Genomic DNA, 20,489 nt, shown 5'->3' with positions numbered 1-20,489 from the left:
GACTTATAGGTTAAGTTTTCCTTCGGAATTTCTTGGGTTGCATTCCTGATACAAAGCAACAAAAACTTGTTGGTAACCAGTAATTTAGCCGTTCAAAACCCATTTTTATTCGTTGTTGGATAGTTGTTTCGTTTAAAGGTAAATTCGCTGGGATAAAATGAAGGTTGGAAGCGGTGAATGACTAATTAAGGCCAATCCAGGATTGGCCTTAATTAGCAATTACATTCCTACTCGGTTCCTAGATAGATGAAGCCATTGATAGGTTCAAATTCCGGTCTTTCATTTACTTTAATAACATAGTAATAGGTGCCCGAAGGGAGCATACCGGAGTTACCTACGGAATTGTTTGGTGCAAATCCTCCCCACGTATTTTCATAGTTGGCCGATTCGAATACCTTGTCACCCCATCTATTGAAAATCATCACTTCAAAGGTATACAGACAGTATTCCACACCGGTAATTTCAAAGAAGTCGTTGATTGTGTCCGCATTGGCCGTAACGGTTTTTGAAACCTTAATTTCATTCCTTCCACAGGGTACGCAATCGCTATTGACGTCTATGGTGAAATCCACATAGTATTTACATGTTCCTTCCGTAGACGTATAAGCAATAAGATATTCACCAACGGCAAGGTCAGTCGGATTGAACATACTTCCTTCCATTGTTACTTCGCCTTGGACAATGGTAAAGGTTCCTGAAGTATCAAAAGATTCCGGCAGGTATTCCACTAGGTCTATGGCATCATCCTCCACGCAGATGGTAATGAAGACTTCTTCCAATTTTGGCTGCAATACAAATACAATCTGTTCAAATGAAGCCATGTTGCCACAAGAATCGGTTACATCCCAAGTTCTGATGACCATATAATCATCGGTATCATCCGAGAACTCGGTTACTTCGTTGAACACTACGGTATAGTTACCACAGCCACCGGAGAATGTAAGTTCCGGTACTTCGGGAAGCGCATCACCACAAAGCACGGTAACCTGTTCTTCATAATCGCTTGCGGTAATAGGCCCTGTTGGTGCTATGGTAATAATCTGTGTATGGGAAACGCCATTGCCGGCACAATCACTTGTTGACCATGTACGTGTAACGGTATACCCATTCGCACAGTTGGCATCATTGGTGATTACCTCATCAAACGTTACCACAATATTTGGGTCACAGTTATCAATAGCTGTCAATACAGCTGCATCTGGTACCGCATTGCACTGAACGGTCATACTTTCTGGCAATGTTTCAACAAAAGTCGGGGCCTGCGTATCTTCCACTACTATGGTTTGGGTATGGGAAACCGCGTTGCCAGCACAATCGGCGACACTCCATGTCCTTACGATGGTATATTCAGATGGACACGAATCATCCTGACCCGTTATTGTCTCGGTAAAGTCTACCACCATATTGGGTTCACAGCTATCAATTGCGGTGAGTACATCGGCATTGGGAACGTTGTCACAGGATACCGTCATATCCAATGGTAGCGGCTCAACAAATATAGGAGCTACCGTATCTTCAATGGTAATTACCTGAACATGTTCACGTATATTACCCACACAGTCGGTAATGGTCCATGTTCTTGTGATGGTATATTCCGTTGGACAGCTATCCGTGTCCCCGTCAATCACCTCTTCGAAATCCACGTTTATGGCACAAGTACTGGTCGAAGTAATATTGGCTGGAGCTGGAATGGCATCACAAGCTTCAAGCGTTATATCTTCCGGCCACCCTTCGTTACCATCATTATCGATGATATTGATGTGGGCAGTGTCATTTGCCAAAATGTTCACCAAGGTGGTTGAAATATTGCTTAGTAAGACGTTGAAGTCTTCCATATTTTCGGTGATGATGTCATCGATGATGGGAATGGCAATAGTTTGGGTATTGCTATGGGTACCCCCAAAGACCAATGTTTGGCTTCCGCTTGGAATGCCTGTGTAGTCCAGAACATCAGTAGCTGTTCCGTCAACAGAGTGGTATTCAACGGTAAACTCATTTTGAACATCAACATTAAGGACCACATTTAAGGTTACGGTTCCTACATCCTCATTGACATTGATACTGTTGATGTCGAATTGGATACCAAGTGATGGATTACTATCATCATCCAGGATGGTACCTGTTGCGGTATTGGTTGTATTTCCATCAACAAAGCCTATCCCAAAGTTGGACACTATATTTGATAGTACCACTGTAAATTCTTCAGTAGGTTCAATGATGCTGTTGTCAATAATTTGAATGTCGATATCGAACGATTTTTCAGTTGGGGTAAAAACGATTGTACCCGAATCTGCATTATAATCCGAACCATCCAAAGCGGTACCATCATTGCTCACAAAATCAACGGTAACATTTTCGGCAATGTTTCCAATAAGGGAAACCGTGAACCTTGCAAAAGCGTCCGTGCCTTCTGTGACTATGATATTGGTATTATCAAATTGAATTCCAGTGCTAGGTACCAAATCATCATCAAGGATGGTGCCGGTCGCCTGTGGCGTGTTGATGGCCACAAGGAGATTGGTGGTGCCCAAGAGGTCCACAAAGTAGCCCTCCGTGGGTTCAATGATGTCATCGTTCAGGATATCGACCACGATGGTGTGTACCTCGCCATCATTACCGGCGAAGGAGATGTTATCCGCCTGTGGGACAAGGTCCGTTGCGGTGGCTGTACCAAAAGCGGTCTCGAAGGCGACATCAAAGGCATCCTGGAAGTCCCCGCTGAGCCTTACCTCAAAGGTAGCGGTCACGCCCGCACCCTCGGTGACGGTCACATCGGTGGCGACAAAGTCAAGGCCATCGGTTGGATCCAGGTCATCATCAAGGATGGTGCCGGTCGCCTGTGGCGTGTTGATGGCCACAAGGGGATTGGTGGTGCCCAAGAGGTCCACAAAGTAGCCCTCCGCGGGTTCAATGATGTCATCGTTCAGGATATCGACCACGATGGTGTGTACCTCGCCATCATTACCGGCAAAGGAGATGTTGTCCGCCTGTGGGACAAGGTCCGTTGCGGTGGCTGTACCGAAAGCAGTCTCGAAGGCGACATCAAAGGGGTCCTGGAAGTCCCCGCTGAGCCTTACCTCAAAGGTAGCGGTCACGCCCGCACCCTCGGTGACGGTCACATCGGTGGCGACAAAGTCAAGGCCATCGGTTGGATCCAGGTCATCATCAAGGATGGTGCCGGTCGCCTGTGGCGTGTTGATGGCCACAAGGGGATTGGTGGTGCCCAAGAGGTCCACAAAGTAGCCCTCCGTGGGTTCAATGATGTCATCGTTCAGGATATCGACCACGATGGTGTGTACCTCGCCATCATTACCGGCGAAGGAGATGTTATCGGCCTGTGGGACAAGGTCCGTTGCGGTGGCTGTACCGAAAGCGGTCTCGAAGGCGACATCAAAGGCATCCTGGAAGTCCCCGCTGAGCCTTACCTCAAAGGTAGCGGTCACGCCCGCACCCTCGGTGACGGTCACGTCGGTGGCAACAAAGTCAATTCCCGAACCTGCGCCCCCGTCGTTGTCGTTGATGTTGCCCGTGGCGGTTCCCCCTACAATGTTGATCAGGTTGGTGGTCAGCCCGGAGAGGGTGATGCCCAGGTCCTCGGTCGCCTCTATCAAGGTATCGTCGATGATGGTGACGGTGACGGAACGTACCTCCCCGTTGGTCCCGGTAAAGCTGAGGGTGCCGTTGGCCGAGGCCACGGTATAGTCGCCCGGAGCCATGGCGGTACCATCGGCAATGGCAAAGTCCACGTCGAAGCCGCCCTGTACGTCGGCATTGAGGGCAACGTCAAAGGTGGCGGTGCCCGCACCCTCGTTGACGGTAAAGCCCGTTACGGCGATGCCGGAACCGGCGCCCCCGTCGTTGTCGTTGATGTTGCCCGTGGCGGTGCCGTTGACGATGTTTATAAGTGAGGTGGTCAGTCCGGAGAGGGTGATGCCCAGGTCCTCGGTCGCCTCTATCAAGGTATCGTCGATGATGGTGACGGTCACGGAACGTACCTCCCCGTTGGTCCCGGTAAAGCTGAGGGTGCCGTTGGCCGTGGCCACGGTATAGTCGCCCGGTGCGATGGCGGAACCATCGGCAATGGCAAAGTCCACGTCGAAGCCGCCCTGTACGTCGGCGTTGAGGGCCACGTCAAAGGTGGCGGTGCCCGCATCCTCGTCGACGGTAAAGCCCGTTACGGCAATCCCGGAACCTGCGCCCCCGTCGTTGTCGTTGATGTTGCCCGTGGCGGTGCCGTTGACGATGTTGATCAGTGAAGTGGTCAGCCCGGAGAGGGTGATACTTAAATCCTCGGTCGCCTCGATGATGGTATCGTCGATGATGGTGACGGTCACGGAGCGTACCTCGCCGTTGGTCCCGGTGAAGCTGAGGGTCCCGTTGGCGGCGGCCACGGTATAGTCGCCCGGTGCAATGGCTGAGCCATCGGCAATGGCAAAGTCCACGTCGAAGCCGCCCTGAACGTCGGCGTTGAGGGCAACGTCAAAGGTAGCGGTGCCCGCATCCTCGTTGACGTTGAAGCCCGTTACGGCGATGCCGGACCCTGCGCCCCCGTCGTTGTCGTTGATGGTACCCGTTGCGGTGGCCCCTACAATATTTATAAGTGTCGTCGAAAGCCCGGAAAGGGTGATACTTAGGTCCTCGGTCGCCTCTATCAAGGTATCGTCGATGATGGTGACGGTGACGGAACGTACCTCCCCGTTGGTCCCGGTAAAGCTGAGGGTGCCGTTGGCCGAGGCCACGGTATAGTCGCCCGGTGCAATGGCGGAACCATCGGCAATGGCAAAGTCCACGTCGAAGCCGCCCTGAACGTCGGCATTGAGAGTGACGTCAAAGGTGGCGGTGCCCGCACCCTCGTTGACGTTGAAGCCCGTTACGGCAACACCGGAACCGGCGCCCCCGTCGTTGTCGTTGATGGTGCCCGTCGCACTGCCGTTCACGATGTTTATAAGTGAGGTGGTCAGCCCGGACAATGTGATGCTTAGGTCCTCGGTCGCCTCTATCAAGGTATCGTCGATGATGGTGACGGTGACGGACCGTACCTCCCCGTTGGTCCCGGTAAAGCTGAGGGTGCCGTTGGCCGAGGCCACGGTATAGTCACCCGGTGCGATGGCGGAGCCATCGGCAATGGCAAAGTCCACGTCAAAGCCGCCCTGTACGTCGGCATTGAGGGCCACGTCAAAGGTGGCGGTGCCCGCATCCTCGTTGACGGTAAAGCCCGTTACGGCGATGCCGGAACCAGCGCCCCCGTCGTTGTCGTTGATGGTGCCCGTTGCGGTGCCCCCTACAATGTTGATCAGATTGGTGGTCAGCCCGGAAAGGGTGATGCTTAGGTCCTCCGGCGCCTCGATGGTGGTATCGTCGATGATGGTGACGGTGACGGAACGTACCTCCCCGTTGGTCCCGGTAAAGCTGAGGGTGCCGTTGGCCGCGGCCACGGTATAGTCACCCGGTGAAATGGCGGAGCCATCGGCAATGGTAAAGTCCACATCGAAGCCGCCCTGCACGTCGGCATTGAGCGTGACGTCAAAGGTAGCGGTGCCCGCATCCTCGTTGACGTTGAAGCCCGTTACGGCGATGCCGGAACCTGCGCCCCCGTCGTTGTCGTTGATGTTGCCCGTGGCGGTGGCCCCTACAATATTGATCAGGTTGGTGGTCAGCCCGGAGAGGGCGATGCCCAGGTCCTCGGTCGCCTCTATCAAGGTATCGTCGATGATGGTGACGGTGACGGAACGTACCTCCCCGTTGGTCCCGGTGAAGCTGAGGGTGCCGTTGGCGGCGGCCACGGTATAGTCGTTCGGAGCCATGGCGGTACCATCGGCAATGGCAAAGTCCACGTCGAAGCCGCCCTGTACGTCGGCGTTGAGGGCCACGTCAAAGGTGGCGGTGCCCGCGTCCTCGTCGACGTTGAAGCCCGTTACGGCGATTCCGGAACCTGCACCCCCGTCGTTGTCGTTGATGGTACCCGTTGCGGTGCCCCCCACGATGTTGATCAGTGAGGTGGTCAGCCCGGAAAGGGTGATACTTAGGTCCTCGGTCGCCTCGATGATGGTATCGTCGATGATGGTGACGGTCACGGAACGTACCTCCCCGTTGGTCCCGGTAAAGCTGAGGGTGCCGTTGGCCGAGGCCACGGTATAGTCATCCGGTGCAATGGCGGAGCCATCGGCAATGGCAAAGTCCACGTCGAAGCCGCCCTGTACGTCGGCATTGAGGGTGACGTCAAAGGTGGCGGTGCCCGCATCCTCGTCGACGTTGAAGCCCGTTACGGCAACACCGGAACCAGCGCCCCCGTCGTTGTCGTTGATGGTGCCCGTTGCGGTGCCCCCCACGATGTTGATCAGATTGGTGGTCAGCCCGGAAAGGGTGATACTTAGGTCCTCCGGCGCCTCGATGATGGTATCGTCGATGATGGTGACGGTCACGGACCGTACCTCGCCATTGGTCCCGGTAAAGCTGAGGGTGCCGTTGGCCGCGGCCACGGTATAGTCGTTCGGAGCTATGGCGGAGCCGTCGGCAATGGCAAAGTCCACGTCGAAGCCGCCCTGTACGTCGGCATTGAGGGCCACGTCAAAGGTGGCGGTGCCCGCATCCTCGTTGACGGTAAAGCCCGTTACGGCGATTCCGGAACCTGCGCCCCCGTCGTTGTCGTTGATGTTGCCCGTGGCGGTGGCCCCTACAATATTGATCAGGTTGGTGGTCAGTCCGGAGAGGGTGATACTTAAATCCTCGGTCGCCTCGATGGTGGTATCGTCGATGATGGTGACGGTCACGGACCGTACCTCCCCGTTGGTCCCGGTAAAGCTGAGGGTGCCGTTGGCCGCGGCCACGGTATAGTCGCCCGGTGCGATGGCGGAGCCATCGGCAATGGCAAAGTCCACGTCGAAGCCGCCCTGTACGTCGGCGTTGAGGGCAACGTCAAAGGTAGCGGTGCCCGCATCCTCGTCGACGTTGAAGCCCGTTACGGCGATTCCGGAACCTGCGCCCCCGTCGTTGTCGTTGATGTTGCCCGTGGCGGTGGCCCCTACAATATTGATCAGGTTGGTGGTCAGCCCGGAGAGGGTGATGCCCAGGTCCTCAGGAGTCTCTATCAATGTATCGTCGATGATGGTAACGGTCACGGACCGCACCTCGCCATTGGTCCCGGTAAAGCTGAGGGTGCCGTTGGCCGCGGCCACGGTATAGTCGCCCGGTGCGATGGCGGAGCCATCGGCAATGGCAAAGTCCACGTCGAAGCCGCCCTGTACGTCGGCGTTGAGGGCAACGTCAAAGGTAGCGGTGCCCGCATCCTCGTCGACGTTGAAGCCCGTTACGGCGATTCCGGAACCTGCGCCCCCGTCGTTGTCGTTGATGTTGCCCGTGGCGGTGGCCCCTACAATATTGATCAGGTTGGTGGTCAGTCCGGAGAGGGTGATGCCCAGGTCCTCAGGAGTCTCTATCAATGTATCGTCGATGATGGTAACGGTCACGGACCGCACCTCGCCATTGGTCCCGGTAAAGCTGAGGGTGCCGTTTGCCGCGGCCACGGTATAGTCGCCCGGTGCGATGGCGGAGCCATCGGCAATGGCAAAGTCCACGTCAAAGCCGCCCTGTACGTCGGCGTTGAGGGCAACGTCAAAGGTAGCGGTGCCCGCATCCTCGTCGACGTTGAAGCCCGTTACGGCGATTCCGGAACCTGCGCCCCCGTCGTTGTCGTTGATGTTGCCCGTGGCGGTGGCCCCTACAATATTGATCAGGTTGGTGGTCAGCCCGGAGAGGGTGATGCCCAGGTCCTCAGGAGTCTCTATCAATGTATCGTCGATGATGGTAACGGTCACGGACCGCACCTCGCCATTGGTCCCGGTAAAGCTGAGGGTGCCGTTTGCCGCGGCCACGGTATAGTCGCCCGGTGCGATGGCGGAACCATCGGCAATGGCAAAGTCCACGTCAAAGCCGCCCTGTACGTCGGCGTTGAGGGCAACGTCAAAGGTGGCGGTGCCCGCACCCTCGTCGACGTTGAAGCCCGTTACGGCGATTCCGGAACCGGTGCCCCCGTCGTTGTCGTTGATGGTGCCCGTCGCACTGCCGTTCACGATGTTGATCAGGTTGGTGGTCAGTCCGGAGAGGGTGATGCTTAGATCTTCGGTCGCTTCTATCAATGTATCGTCGATGATGGTAACGGTCACGGACCGTACCTCCCCGTTGGTCCCGGTAAAGCTGAGGGTGCCGTTGGCCGCGGCCACGGTATAGTCGCCCGGTGCGATGGCGGAACCATCGGCAATGGCAAAGTCCACGTCGAAGCCGCCCTGTACGTCGGCATTGAGGGCAACGTCAAAGGTGGCGGTGCCCGCATCCTCGTCGACGTTGAAGCCCGTTACGGCGATTCCGGAACCGGTGCCCCCGTCGTTGTCGTTGATGGTGCCCGTGGCGGTGCCGTTGACGATGTTGATCAGTGAAGTGGTCAGTCCGGACAATGTGATGTTTAGGTCCTCCGGCGCCTCGATGATGGTATCGTCGATGATGGTGACGGTCACGGACCGTACCTCCCCGTTGGTCCCGGTAAAGCTGAGGGTGCCGTTGGCCGCGGCCACGGTATAGTCGTTCGGAGCTATGGCGGAGCCGTCGGCAATGGCAAAGTCCACGTCGAAGCCGCCCTGTACGTCGGCATTGAGGGCAACGTCAAAGGTGGCGGTGCCCGCATCCTCGTTGACGGTAAAGCCCGTTACGGCGATTCCGGAACCGGCGCCCCCGTCGTTGTCGTTGATGGTGCCCGTGGCGGTTCCCCCTACAATGTTGATCAGGTTGGTGGTCAGCCCGGACAATGTGATGTTTAGGTCCTCCGGTGTCTCTATCAGGGTATCGTCGATGATGGTGACGGTGACGGACCGTACCTCCCCGTTGGTACCGGTAAAACTGAGGGTCCCGTTGGCGGCGGCCACGGTATAGTCACCCGGAGCTATGGCGGAGCCATCGGCAATGGCAAAGTCCACGTCGAAGCCGCCCTGAACGTCGGCATTGAGGGCAACGTCAAAGGTGGCGGTGCCCGCATCCTCGTTGACGGTAAAGCCCGTTACGGCGATTCCGGAACCTGCGCCCCCGTCGTTGTCGTTGATGGTGCCCGTGGCGGTGGCCCCTACAATATTGATCAGGTTGGTGGTCAGCCCGGAGAGGGTGATGCCCAGGTCCTCGGTCGCCTCTATCAGGGTATCGTCGATGATGGTAACGGTCACGGACCGCACCTCGCCATTGGTCCCGGTAAAGCTGAGGGTGCCGTTTGCCGAGGCCACGGTATAGTCGTTCGGAGCTATGGCGGAGCCATCGGCAATGGCAAAGTCCACGTCGAAGCCGCCCTGAACGTCGGCGTTGAGGGCCACGTCAAAGGTGGCGGTGCCCGCATCCTCGTTGACGGTAAAGCCCGTTACGGCGATGCCGGAACCTGCGCCCCCGTCGTTGTCGTTGATGGTGCCCGTTGCGGTGCCGTTGACGATGTTGATCAGGTTGGTGGTCAGTCCGGAGAGGGTGATGCCCAGGTCCTCGGTCGCCTCTATCAAGGTATCGTCGATGATGGTAACGGTGACGGAACGTACCTCGCCATTGGTCCCGGTAAAGCTGAGGGTGCCGTTGGCCGCGGCCACGGTATAGTCGCCCGGTGCGATGGCGGAGCCATCGGCAATGGCAAAGTCCACGTCGAAGCCGCCCTGTACGTCGGCGTTGAGGGCCACGTCAAAGGTGGCGGTGCCCGCATCCTCGTCGACGTTGAAGCCCGTTACGGCGATGCCGGAACCTGCGCCCCCGTCGTTGTCGTTGATGGTACCCGTGGCGGTGCCCCCTACAATGTTGATCAGTGAGGTGGTCAGCCCGGACAATGTGATGTTTAGGTCCTCCGGTGCCTCGATGATGGTATCGTCGATGATGGTGACGGTGACGGAACGTACCTCCCCGTTGGTCCCGGTAAAGCTGAGGGTGCCGTTGGCCGCGGCCACGGTATAGTCACCCGGTGAAATGGCGGAGCCATCGGCAATGGTAAAGTCCACATCGAAGCCGCCCTGCACGTCGGCATTGAGCGTGACGTCAAAGGTGGCGGTGCCCGCATCCTCGTTGACGTTGAAGCCCGTCACGGCGATGCCGGACCCGGCGCCCCCGTCGTTGTCGTTGATGGTACCCGTTGCGGTGCCCCCTACAATGTTGATCAAGTTGGTGGTCAGCCCCGAAAGGGTGATGCCCAAATCCTCAGGAGTCTCTATCAATGTATCGTCGATGATGGTAACGGTCACGGATCGTACCTCCCCGTTGTTCCCGGTAAAGCTAAGGGTGCCGTTGGCGGCGGCCACGGTATAGTCACCCGGTGCGATGGCGGAGCCATCGGCAATGGCAAAGTCCACATCGAACCCACCCTGTACGTCGGCGTTCAGTGTGACGTCAAAGGTAGCGGTGCCCGCGTCCTCGTTGACGTTGAAGCCCGTCACGGCGATGCCGGACCCGGCGCCCCCGTCGTTGTCGTTGATGGTGCCTGTTGCACTGCCGCCCACGATGTTGATCAGATTGGTGGTCAGCCCCGAAAGGGTGATGCCCAAATCCTCAGGAGTCTCTATCAATGTATCGTCGATGATGGTAACGGTGACGGAGTGTACCTCGCCGTTGGTCCCGGTAAAGCCCAGGGTGCCGTTGGCGGAGGCCACGGTATAGTCACCCGGTGCGATGGCGGAGCCATCGGCAATGGCAAAGTCTACGTCGAACCCGCCCTGTACGTCGGCATTGAGGGCCACGTCAAAGGTGGCGGTGCCCGCATCCTCGTCGACGTTGAAGCCCGTTACGGCGATGCCGGAACCTGCACCCCCGTCGTTGTCGTTGATGGTGCCCGTTGCGGTGCCCCCTACAATATTTATAAGTGTCGTCGAAAGTCCTGACAATGTGATACTTAGGTCCTCCGGCGCCTCGATGATGGTATCGTCGATGATGGTGACGGTCACGGACCGTACCTCCCCGTTGGTCCCGGTAAAGCTGAGGGTGCCGTTGGCAGCGGCCACGGTATAGTCATCCGGTGCAATGGCGGAGCCATCGGCAATGGCAAAGTCCACGTCGAAGCCGCCCTGAACGTCGGCGTTGAGGGCCACGTCAAAGGTGGCGGTGCCCGCATCCTCGTTGACGGTAAAGCCCGTTACGGCGATTCCGGAACCGGCGCCCCCGTCGTTGTCGTTGATGGTGCCCGTTGCGGTGCCCCCCACGATGTTGATCAGATTGGTGGTCAGCCCGGAAAGGGTGATACTTAGGTCCTCCGGCGCCTCGATGATGGTATCGTCGATGATGGTGACGGTCACGGACCGTACCTCGCCATTGGTCCCGGTAAAGCTGAGGGTGCCGTTGGCCGCGGCCACGGTATAGTCGTTCGGAGCTATGGCGGAGCCGTCGGCAATGGCAAAGTCCACGTCGAAGCCGCCCTGTACGTCGGCATTGAGGGCCACGTCAAAGGTGGCGGTGCCCGCATCCTCGTTGACGGTAAAGCCCGTTACGGCGATTCCGGAACCTGCGCCCCCGTCGTTGTCGTTGATGTTGCCCGTGGCGGTGGCCCCTACAATATTGATCAGGTTGGTGGTCAGTCCGGAGAGGGTGATGCCCAGGTCCTCGGTCGCCTCTATCAAGGTATCGTCGATGATGGTGACGGTCACGGAACGTACCTCCCCGTTGGTCCCGGTAAAGCTGAGGGTGCCGTTGGCCGCGGCCACGGTATAGTCGCCCGGTGCGATGGCGGAGCCATCGGCAATGGCAAAGTCCACGTCGAAGCCGCCCTGTACGTCGGCGTTGAGGGCAACGTCAAAGGTAGCGGTGCCCGCATCCTCGTCGACGTTGAAGCCCGTTACGGCGATTCCGGAACCTGCGCCCCCGTCGTTGTCGTTGATGTTGCCCGTGGCGGTGGCCCCTACAATATTGATCAGGTTGGTGGTCAGCCCGGAGAGGGTGATGCCCAGGTCCTCGGTCGCCTCTATCAGGGTATCGTCGATGATGGTAACGGTCACGGACCGCACCTCGCCATTGGTCCCGGTAAAGCTGAGGGTGCCGTTGGCCGCGGCCACGGTATAGTCGCCCGGTGCGATGGCGGAGCCATCGGCAATGGCAAAGTCCACGTCAAAGCCGCCCTGTACGTCGGCGTTGAGGGCCACGTCAAAGGTGGCGGTGCCCGCATCCTCGTCGACGGTAAAGCCCGTCACGGCGATTCCGGAACCGGCGCCCCCGTCGTTGTCGTTGATGGTACCCGTGGCGGTTCCCCCTACAATATTGATCAGGTTGGTGGTCAGTCCGGAGAGGGTGATGCTTAGATCTTCGGTCGCCTCGATGATGGTATCGTCGATGATGGTTACGGTCACGGAGCGTACCTCACCATTGGTCCCGGTGAAGCTGAGGGTACCGTTGGCCGCGGCCACGGTATAGTCGCCCGGTGCAATGGCGGAGCCATCGGCAATGGCAAAGTCCACGTCGAAGCCACCCTGAACGTCGGCATTGAGGGTGACGTCAAAGGTAGCGGTGCCCGCATCCTCGTTGACGTTGAAGCCCGTTACGGCGATTCCGGAACCTGCACCCCCGTCGTTGTCGTTGATGGTGCCCGTCGCACTGCCGTTCACGATGTTGATCAGGTTGGTGGTCAGCCCGGACAATGTGATGTTTAGATCCTCCGGCGCCTCGATGATGGTATCATCGATGATGGTGACGGTGACGGAACGTACCTCCCCGTTGGTCCCGGTAAAGCTGAGGGTGCCGTTGGCCGCGGCCACGGTATAATCGTTCGGTGCGATGGCGGAACCATCGGCAATGGCAAAGTCCACGTCGAAGCCGCCCTGTACGTCGGCGTTGAGGGCAACGTCAAAGGTGGCGGTGCCCGCATCCTCGTTGACGGTAAAGCCCGTTACGGCAATCCCGGACCCTGCGCCCCCGTCGTTGTCGTTGATGGTTACCGTCCCCGGGTTATTGGCAATGCTGACATCAAGGGCTTGTGCATTGGTGAATCCAGGAGCTACTCCAGTATAAGATGCGTTAACGGAGAACGATTCGCTCGGTTCAATAAAAGTATCGTCAATAATGGGTAATGATACTGTCTGAATTTCATCGGTATTACCTGTGAAGGTCACGGTTCCACTTGTACTGGAATAATCACTTGGATCAATGGCGGTCCCGTCGGAAGTATTAAACGAAATATCGAAGGGGTCCTGGGTTTCACCCAATAAACGGAATTCATAGGAAACACTTCCAATATCTTCATTGACGTTGATGTCCTGTAAGGAGACAATTGCTGTATCATTATCATGAATCCTAATGATAACTTCGGAGCTTGCTAGATTAATTTCATTGTAAGAGACATTGGATAATCTTTGGATGATTCTTTCCGAAGGTTCTACAATGTTATCGTCCAAAATGGTCAGTGGAACAAAAAACTCAGTGTCCGCCGGAGAATAGGCAGGAAAAGAAACTGTTGTGGTTAAGGAATTGTAATCTGAACCATCAGTAGCAGGAAATGTAATTCCAGTACTGTTTACGGTTAAATCAACTGTAAAGGCCTGCTCTACGCCCACATTGTTTCCGGATGACATTAGAGCTACCCTTAATTGAACAATTCCAGCATCTTCATCCACATCATAACTGCTAGTGGTAATGGTGGCCTCATCCGTGTCCCTTATGGTACCAACTCCTTGGTCATCCAAAATGAGTGAATTATTTGTAGGATCGGAAATGGTTACATCAAAAGTTTGATCCGGTTCCAACCAATCATCGTCAATTGCAGCAACGTTGAATGTGGCACTTGAAGCATTAGCTGGAAAAACAACGGAAGTAGGACCACTATAATCACTATCTGTTGTTGTGATATTGTTATAAGTTAGGTTAAATGTGGTATTGGTAGGGGTTATATGTGAAGAGGTAATGGTGAACGTTAAATTATTACCCTCATCAGTAGAGACATCATTTATCCTAAAACTGGGAAGTACGGTGAATGTGGTTGGATCAAAATTTGGAAGGCCGCATTCGTCAAAAGTTCCGGAACTTACAACGGATTGTGCACTGGGATTTGTTTCACCTGTAAAGGAGGCACTTGCTTGTAATGTGAAGTCTGTATTGCATGATATACAGGGATCATTTACCACCACATTAAAGTCCAGGTTGTAGGCAGGGTCATCAGTATCCGTCATGCCATCGGGAATGAAAAAGGTAAGCAACTTACTCCCTGAATCATAAGAATAGGTTACTCCTGGAGGAAGCAAATCCCCGTTTGCAAAATCCAATTGATTGGGTAACGTAGTTTGTATTTCAAGATTTCTAATATTATCGTTCCCTATATTTTGCATTTCAAGGCGAATGGGAACTATGGAACCTGCGTTTAATGTGGTACTTCCAGTGGCAACGGTTAAACTCAAGGCATCCAAACTGGGTTCATAAACTTCCACGCTAAGTCCAATAAGATAGACCCCATAAGTTTCACGATCAGAAGTAATTCTAAGATTAGCTGAAGTCTGATCGTTGTCAATAAGGTTATTCCCAGTATTGTTCAATTCAAAAACACCTGCATCAAAGCCTAAGGTATTGGTACTGGAAGGATTTCTATCCGTGAAATTTTGGTCTCGCAATGTTATTTTACTGTTGAAGAAGTTATCCGCACTCCGTTGTATGGTGGAAATATCTTGCCAAGTACCATTGGTATCCTGAATCTGTAGCATATCACCATCAATGTCCCTGTCCCCTTCAGATGCCCCTAAGATAATGTCAGCATTTACTTGTCCATTGGGTACGGTCTGGAATCCATTAAAGTTGAAGTCAACATTTCCTGCACCACTTGCAATGTGTACATATCCATCAAATAAGGTAATATTCTTGCCATCCAGACTAGGATTTTCATAGACAAAAACTATTTGCCAACCTCCAGAGGTACCTGTGTGTCCTCCTCCATGTGAGTACAAATCTCCTTCAGTGGCCTTTAAGTTTGCAATTTGATATGTACCATAGGGATTACTCAGGCCTTGTACATCGGATGTGATGTCTTTTACGCAAACGTAGGGATCGTTAATAAAATGAGCATCTCTCCCCCTATAAATTACTTGATCTGCTGTTATTGTAGAGTAAGCAGATTGACCCGGAAGCATCAGTTTAAGTTGATTGTAATTCCAATTCGGTTCATCGGCAGTAGAACCCGTACCTGTACCGGTCTCTCCTTCAGTTAGATCATAGTTATCATACTCCTTGTCAGCTGCCACCCAATAGAGTAACACCTTTTTGAAGTTTAAACAACTTAAACTTGGTTCGGGATTCAATAAATTGGCACTGCTTGAATTGAAAGTAGAGCCATCGGAGTCAATATCTACAAAGACGTTATTGCTAAAATCATGGTTTCCATCTTCACCGTTGTACGCATTGGAAGGATGACGGGATAACACGTTATTAGCAATCATGGTAACGTCCCCGTTCAAAGTTTCCGAGTACCTTGGAGAAAAGGGGGTCTGTACCTGTGCACTAAGTTTAATCGTGGTAATGGAAATGAGGATCAAACAGAGGATACCCTTTATAATATCGGTATAAGTATTGGTCTTCATAGGTTAAGTTTTGTAAAACCTTAATTCCTAAAGACTTGAACTGTAGCGCGACTAAAAAAAGAATTGTGAAACAGATTGCGGCAATAGGTCAAGCTTGGGAATCACGATTTTGAATTGATTTGGGTTCAATTGTCCTACAAAAGTACCCTTAATCCATTCTGACCTTAAAGTTTTACGTTGTTAGTGTTGTTTTAATCGATTAAAAGTTGTCATACAGATAAACGAACATCTTTTATCGATGTTTGTAAATTGTTGTAAAACAGGAAGTTTTGTTGGTGATCGGGCAAATATTTCGCAATTGTAGGAATTGTAGGAAAAGGTTTTGAATTGGGAGACGGTTTTTTTTTGATTCAAGCCATACGGAAAATGGTTATTTTTATGCTTCGAAAATTCAATATAAATGAGTTCTAAAAAAGGAAAAGTACAGGAACAGATTCAGGAAAAACTATTAGAGGAAAGGAAGGTGTTTTTATGGGGAATGGTGAATGATGATTCTGCTAAGCATGTGATTGATAGATTGTTATATTTAGACCTTCAAAATACCAAAGAAATTCAATTGATCATTAACAGTCCTGGAGGCTATGTTACCTCGGGCTTTGCCATATATGACACCATAAAGCAGATTAAAAGTCCGGTATCCACCATTTGCTCAGGTTTGGCAGCTTCAATGGGATCCATATTACTTTCGGTGGGGGAAAAGGGAAGACGGTTCATCCAGCCCCATGCCAAGGTAATGATTCACCAACCTAGTGGTGGAGCCCAGGGGCAAGCTTCCAATATTGAAATACAAGCCAAGGAAATTATTAAAACCAAGGAAATCGGAGCAAAAATCCTTGCCGATAATTGTGGTCAGGACTTCGAAAAGGTCATGAAGGATTTTGATCGCGATTATTGGATGGATGCCAAGGAGTCCGTGGATTATGGAATTGTGGACGGTATTCTGGAGTAGTTCATCACAAGATAAAAAGGAAAAGTCCTTCGCTAGTGGGGTGAAGGACTTTTTATATATGGACGCTTTCGCGATATGATAACTTATTTACGTCAATTCCGGCCCATTAAGATGTCTTAAAAAGGTTAAAAATTTGTAAAACCACTTTTTTCTTGACCAGTTCCCAAAAAGGGTTGATTCCTGATAATCTTCAATGTCTTCAAAATGTTATTACATTTAGGGTGTTAACCATTTGCAATTTAATTATCCGATTCTAGCATGCAGACACCCAAAAACATAGCAATAATTGGTTCAGGATTGGTTGGTTCCCTATTGTCCATCTACCTTAAAAAGCATGGCCATAAGGTCACCATATTTGACAGAAGGCCGGACATTAGAACAGTTCAGTTTTCGGGTCGTTCCATAAATTTGGCTATGAGTAATAGGGGTTGGAAGGCGTTGGCGGAAATAGGTCTGGAAGAAGAGGTAAAGAAGATTGCGATTCCGCTATATCAAAGGGCCCTACATGTTAATGATTCGCCCTTGTACTTTCAAAAATACGGTAAGGAAAATGAGGCAATTTGGTCCATTTCAAGAGGTAGGCTTAACCGAAAAATGATCGATTTGGCCGAAGGATTTGGGGTAGATTTTCGATTTAATGAAAAAGTATGGGACATTGAACTTCCAGAAGCCAAGATTTATACCGGTAAATCCGAGAAAAGCAAGTGGAAGGAATACAAGTTTGATATCGTTTTCGGTTGTGATGGTGCCTTTTCAAGGATCAGGCATAAGATGCAGCGGAGGAGTCGATTTGATTATTCCCAGGATTTTATCGATGTCGGTTATAAGGAATTGACCATTCCGCCAAATGAAGATGGCTCCCATAGGTTGGATAAAAACTCCTTTCATATATGGCCCCGAGGTAAATTTATGCTTATTGCCATGCCCAATATTGATGGGAGTTTTACCTGTACACTGTTTCTGCCGTTTGAAGGCGAGGTTTCTTTTGAAAATATCACTTCCAAAGGTGAGGCAAAAGCTTTTTTTAAAAAGTACTTCCCCAACGTGCGGAAGGAAATTGAGGGTTTGACCAAAAGTTTCATGAAGAACCCTACCAGTGCCATGGTTACCATGAAATGCTACCCTTGGACCTATTGGGACAAAGTTGCTTTGGTTGGTGACGCTGCCCATGCCGTGGTGCCATTTTACGGTCAGGGAATGAATGCGGGTTTTGAAGATATCAGTGTTTTGAACCATTTAATGGAGGAATTGGGGGATGATTGGGAAGCCATTTTTGAACGCTACCAAAAAGAGCGCAAACCAAATGCGGATGCTATTGCAGAGTTAAGTTATCGCAACTTTGTTGAAATGAGCAGTAAGACTGCAGATTTGAATTTTATGCTCCAAAAAAAGATTGAAAAGCGCTTTGCCCAAAAACATCCGGACAAATGGATTCCTGTTTATAGCAGGGTTACTTTTTCGGATAGGCCATACACGGAGGCTTTGGCCATTGGGGATCACCAAGAGCATATAATGCAGGAAATAATGCAGATGCCCAGCATTCAAAAAATATGGGATTCCGATCAGGTGGAACAACGCATGTTGCAGCTATTGGGATATTAATTGGGCCTATTCTTTTTTCGCATTTCCGCCCTGCGCATGGGCATGGCATCGATCAAGCGGAATATAATTTGGGGTTTTACCACAAATTCTTCCTTGAGTTTTATTCCTCCGTCCTTTCCGAGCAGTACAAGTCCATAAAAGTCATTCTCCAAACCCAGGTTTTCCAAAAACAGGGGTTTTTCCCCATTTTTAGGGGTAACTGTAACAATATCACGCTCCAACAATTCCTCGGACTCCAATTGTAATACCTCCAGTTGTTCTTGGTAATCTGATTTGTGCCGATTACTTTCAAAAAGAAGGATAACCCTGTTTTTCCAAAGGTACTTATCCAGATTTTGGGCTTGGAGGAGCCCAATGGACAAGAACAGAAAAATCCATAGGTATTTCATTCAAGGAAGATATAAAAAAAGCCATCAGAATTCTGATGGCTTGGAATTTTTTAAATGAGTTCAGTTGTTTTTAGCTAATTGACGAAAAAATTTTCTTCATTTTTTCAGACTCTTCCTCCGCAAGGGTGGGATCCACCAGGATTCTACCACTGTGTTCATCCGTGATGATTTTTTTTCGGGAAGCAATTTCAACCTGGACTTGTGGGGGAATGGTAAAGAACGAACCACCAGAAGCTCCCCTTTCCACGGGTACTACGGCCAAACCGTTTTTAACACTGCTTCGTATTCTCTTATAGGCCTTCACCAATCTCTCCTCAATTTTTTCCTCGAATTCCTCAGATTTTTTCAATAGTGCGGACTCTTCCTTTTCCGTTTCGGACATAATGGCGTCCAACTCCCCTTTTTTGTGTTTTAGGTGCGTTTCCCTTTCCGTAAGGTTTCCCTTGGTTTGGGAAATCACCTCTTTTTTCTGTTCTATTTGTCCTTTGAACTCTTTTATGTGTTTTTCCGCCAGTTGGATTTCCAATTCCTGAAATTCCACCTCTTTGCTCAAGGAATTGAATTCCCTGCTGTTACGGACATTTTTTTGCTGCTCGTTGTATTTTTTAATTAACGCCTTGGACTCCTCAATAAGATTCTTTTTGGCAGTGATTTCAAAGTTTATGGTCTCTACATCTGACTTCAATTTGTCTATACGAGTCTTAAGTCCCAATACTTCGTCTTCCAAATCCTCAACTTCCAAGGGAAGTTCACCCCTTACATTTCGTATCTCGTCAACCCTGGAATCTATTAATTGAAGGTCATACAACGCCCTTAATTTTTCTTCCACGGTTATTTCTTTCTTTGTAGCCATAAATTAAAAATACTTGATGGGATTAGTAATACTTTCCGATAAAGTGACGGCAAAATTAGGAATTTTTTCCTTAAGAAAATCGACCAAAAGATTTTTTGTAAACTGCTCTGTTTCAAAGTGTCCAATATCGGCAATGACCAATTGGTCTTCTGCTTCAAAAAATTGATGGTATTTTATGTCCGAAGTAATGTACATATCGGCGCCAGCGTTTTTGGCCGCTTTTATGGCAAACGCTCCACTACCTCCCAAGACGGCCACCTTTTTTATCTTTTTACCCAGTAACTTACTATGTTTCACTACGGGTGTACCCATTTTTGCCTTTACGGATCGTAAAAAGTCCTCTTCTTCCATGGGTTTCTGTAAAGAGCCTATCATTCCCATACCGATATTCTGATTGCCATTATCCAAGGTTGAGACTTCATAGGCCACTTCTTCGTAAGGGTGATTTTTAAAGAGGGCATCCAATACATTTTGTTCCATAGCGGATCCAAAAGTGATGTTTACCTGTATTTCTTCCTCAAAATGGGTATTCCCTTTACTGCCAATTGTGGGATTACTATTCGCCCCGGGATTGAAACTCCCTATTCCTTCGGTGCTAAAGCTACAATTGCTATAATTTCCGATGTTGCCGGCGCCAGCTGCAAAAAGCGCATTTCTTAGGGTAGGCGCAGCATCCTTGGGTACATAAGTGGTCAACTTTTTTATGGTCCCTTTTTTGGGCATGAGGATTTTTGGGCTTTGAATGCCCAAAACCTCACATATTTTATGGTTAACGCCCAGGATACTGTTATCCAATGCGGTATGGGGGCTGAAAATAGCTATATTGTGGGTTATGGCTTTTATGACAACCCGTTCCACATAGGTTTTGCCCACCAGCTTTTTTAAACCTCCAAAAATAATGGGATGAAAACTGACCACGAGGTTGCAATTGTTCTGTAGCGCCTCATCAATTACTTCTTCCAAGGTGTCCAAAGTCACTAAAATCCCGGTAATTTTCGAATCCGGATTTCCTACCAATAACCCAACATTGTCAAAATCCTCCGCATAATGTAAGGGAGCCAATGTGTCCAACAGCTTTCCCACCTCTGCTACTGTCATATATCTGTTTTAATGTCCTAAGATAAAATATTATATTTTCGCTGGATGTGGTT

6 protein-coding genes are annotated in these 20,489 nt (G+C 51.3%); 2 read left to right on the top strand and 4 right to left on the bottom strand.

Going from position 1 to position 20,489, the window contains the following annotated elements:
- Window positions 1-227: 227 nt before the first annotated feature.
- On the bottom strand, window positions 228-15,545 hold the full coding sequence (locus L0P88_RS02795; RefSeq protein ID WP_247133121.1) for a Calx-beta domain-containing protein: 15,318 nt from the start codon (window positions 15,543-15,545) through the stop codon (window positions 228-230).
- 400 nt (window positions 15,546-15,945) lie between these two features.
- Between L0P88_RS02795 and L0P88_RS02790 the strand changes: the two genes are divergently transcribed.
- Window positions 15,946-16,494 (top strand): ClpP family protease, encoded by a 549-nt coding sequence (locus tag L0P88_RS02790; RefSeq protein WP_247133120.1) that lies wholly within the window; start codon window positions 15,946-15,948, stop codon window positions 16,492-16,494.
- A 258-nt stretch (window positions 16,495-16,752) separates the two neighbouring features.
- A complete protein-coding gene (locus L0P88_RS02785; protein ID WP_247133119.1) occupies window positions 16,753-18,096 on the top strand; it encodes an FAD-dependent oxidoreductase in 1,344 nt (447 codons plus the stop codon).
- Here L0P88_RS02785 and L0P88_RS02780 read toward each other — a convergent pair.
- The 3 genes from L0P88_RS02780 to L0P88_RS02770 all read right to left on the bottom strand — a co-directional run bounded on the left by L0P88_RS02780 (window position 18,093) and on the right by L0P88_RS02770 (window position 20,436).
- Complete coding sequence (locus L0P88_RS02780; protein WP_247133118.1) at window positions 18,093-18,485, bottom strand: DUF4174 domain-containing protein; 393 nt, start codon at window positions 18,483-18,485, stop codon at window positions 18,093-18,095. The genes L0P88_RS02785 and L0P88_RS02780 overlap by 4 nt on opposite strands.
- 70 nt (window positions 18,486-18,555) lie before the next feature.
- On the bottom strand, window positions 18,556-19,338 hold the full coding sequence (locus tag L0P88_RS02775; protein ID WP_247133117.1) for a zinc ribbon domain-containing protein: 783 nt from the start codon (window positions 19,336-19,338) through the stop codon (window positions 18,556-18,558).
- A 3-nt stretch (window positions 19,339-19,341) separates the two neighbouring features.
- Window positions 19,342-20,436, bottom strand: a complete 1,095-nt coding sequence (locus tag L0P88_RS02770; RefSeq protein WP_247133116.1) for a Nif3-like dinuclear metal center hexameric protein — start codon at window positions 20,434-20,436, stop codon at window positions 19,342-19,344.
- Between the last annotated feature and the right edge of the window lie 53 nt (window positions 20,437-20,489).

Origin of the sequence: Muricauda sp. SCSIO 64092, from assembly GCF_023016285.1 — a bacterium.
Classification (GTDB): domain Bacteria; phylum Bacteroidota; class Bacteroidia; order Flavobacteriales; family Flavobacteriaceae; genus Croceivirga.
This window is presented reverse-complemented; position numbering and strand designations above follow the sequence as displayed.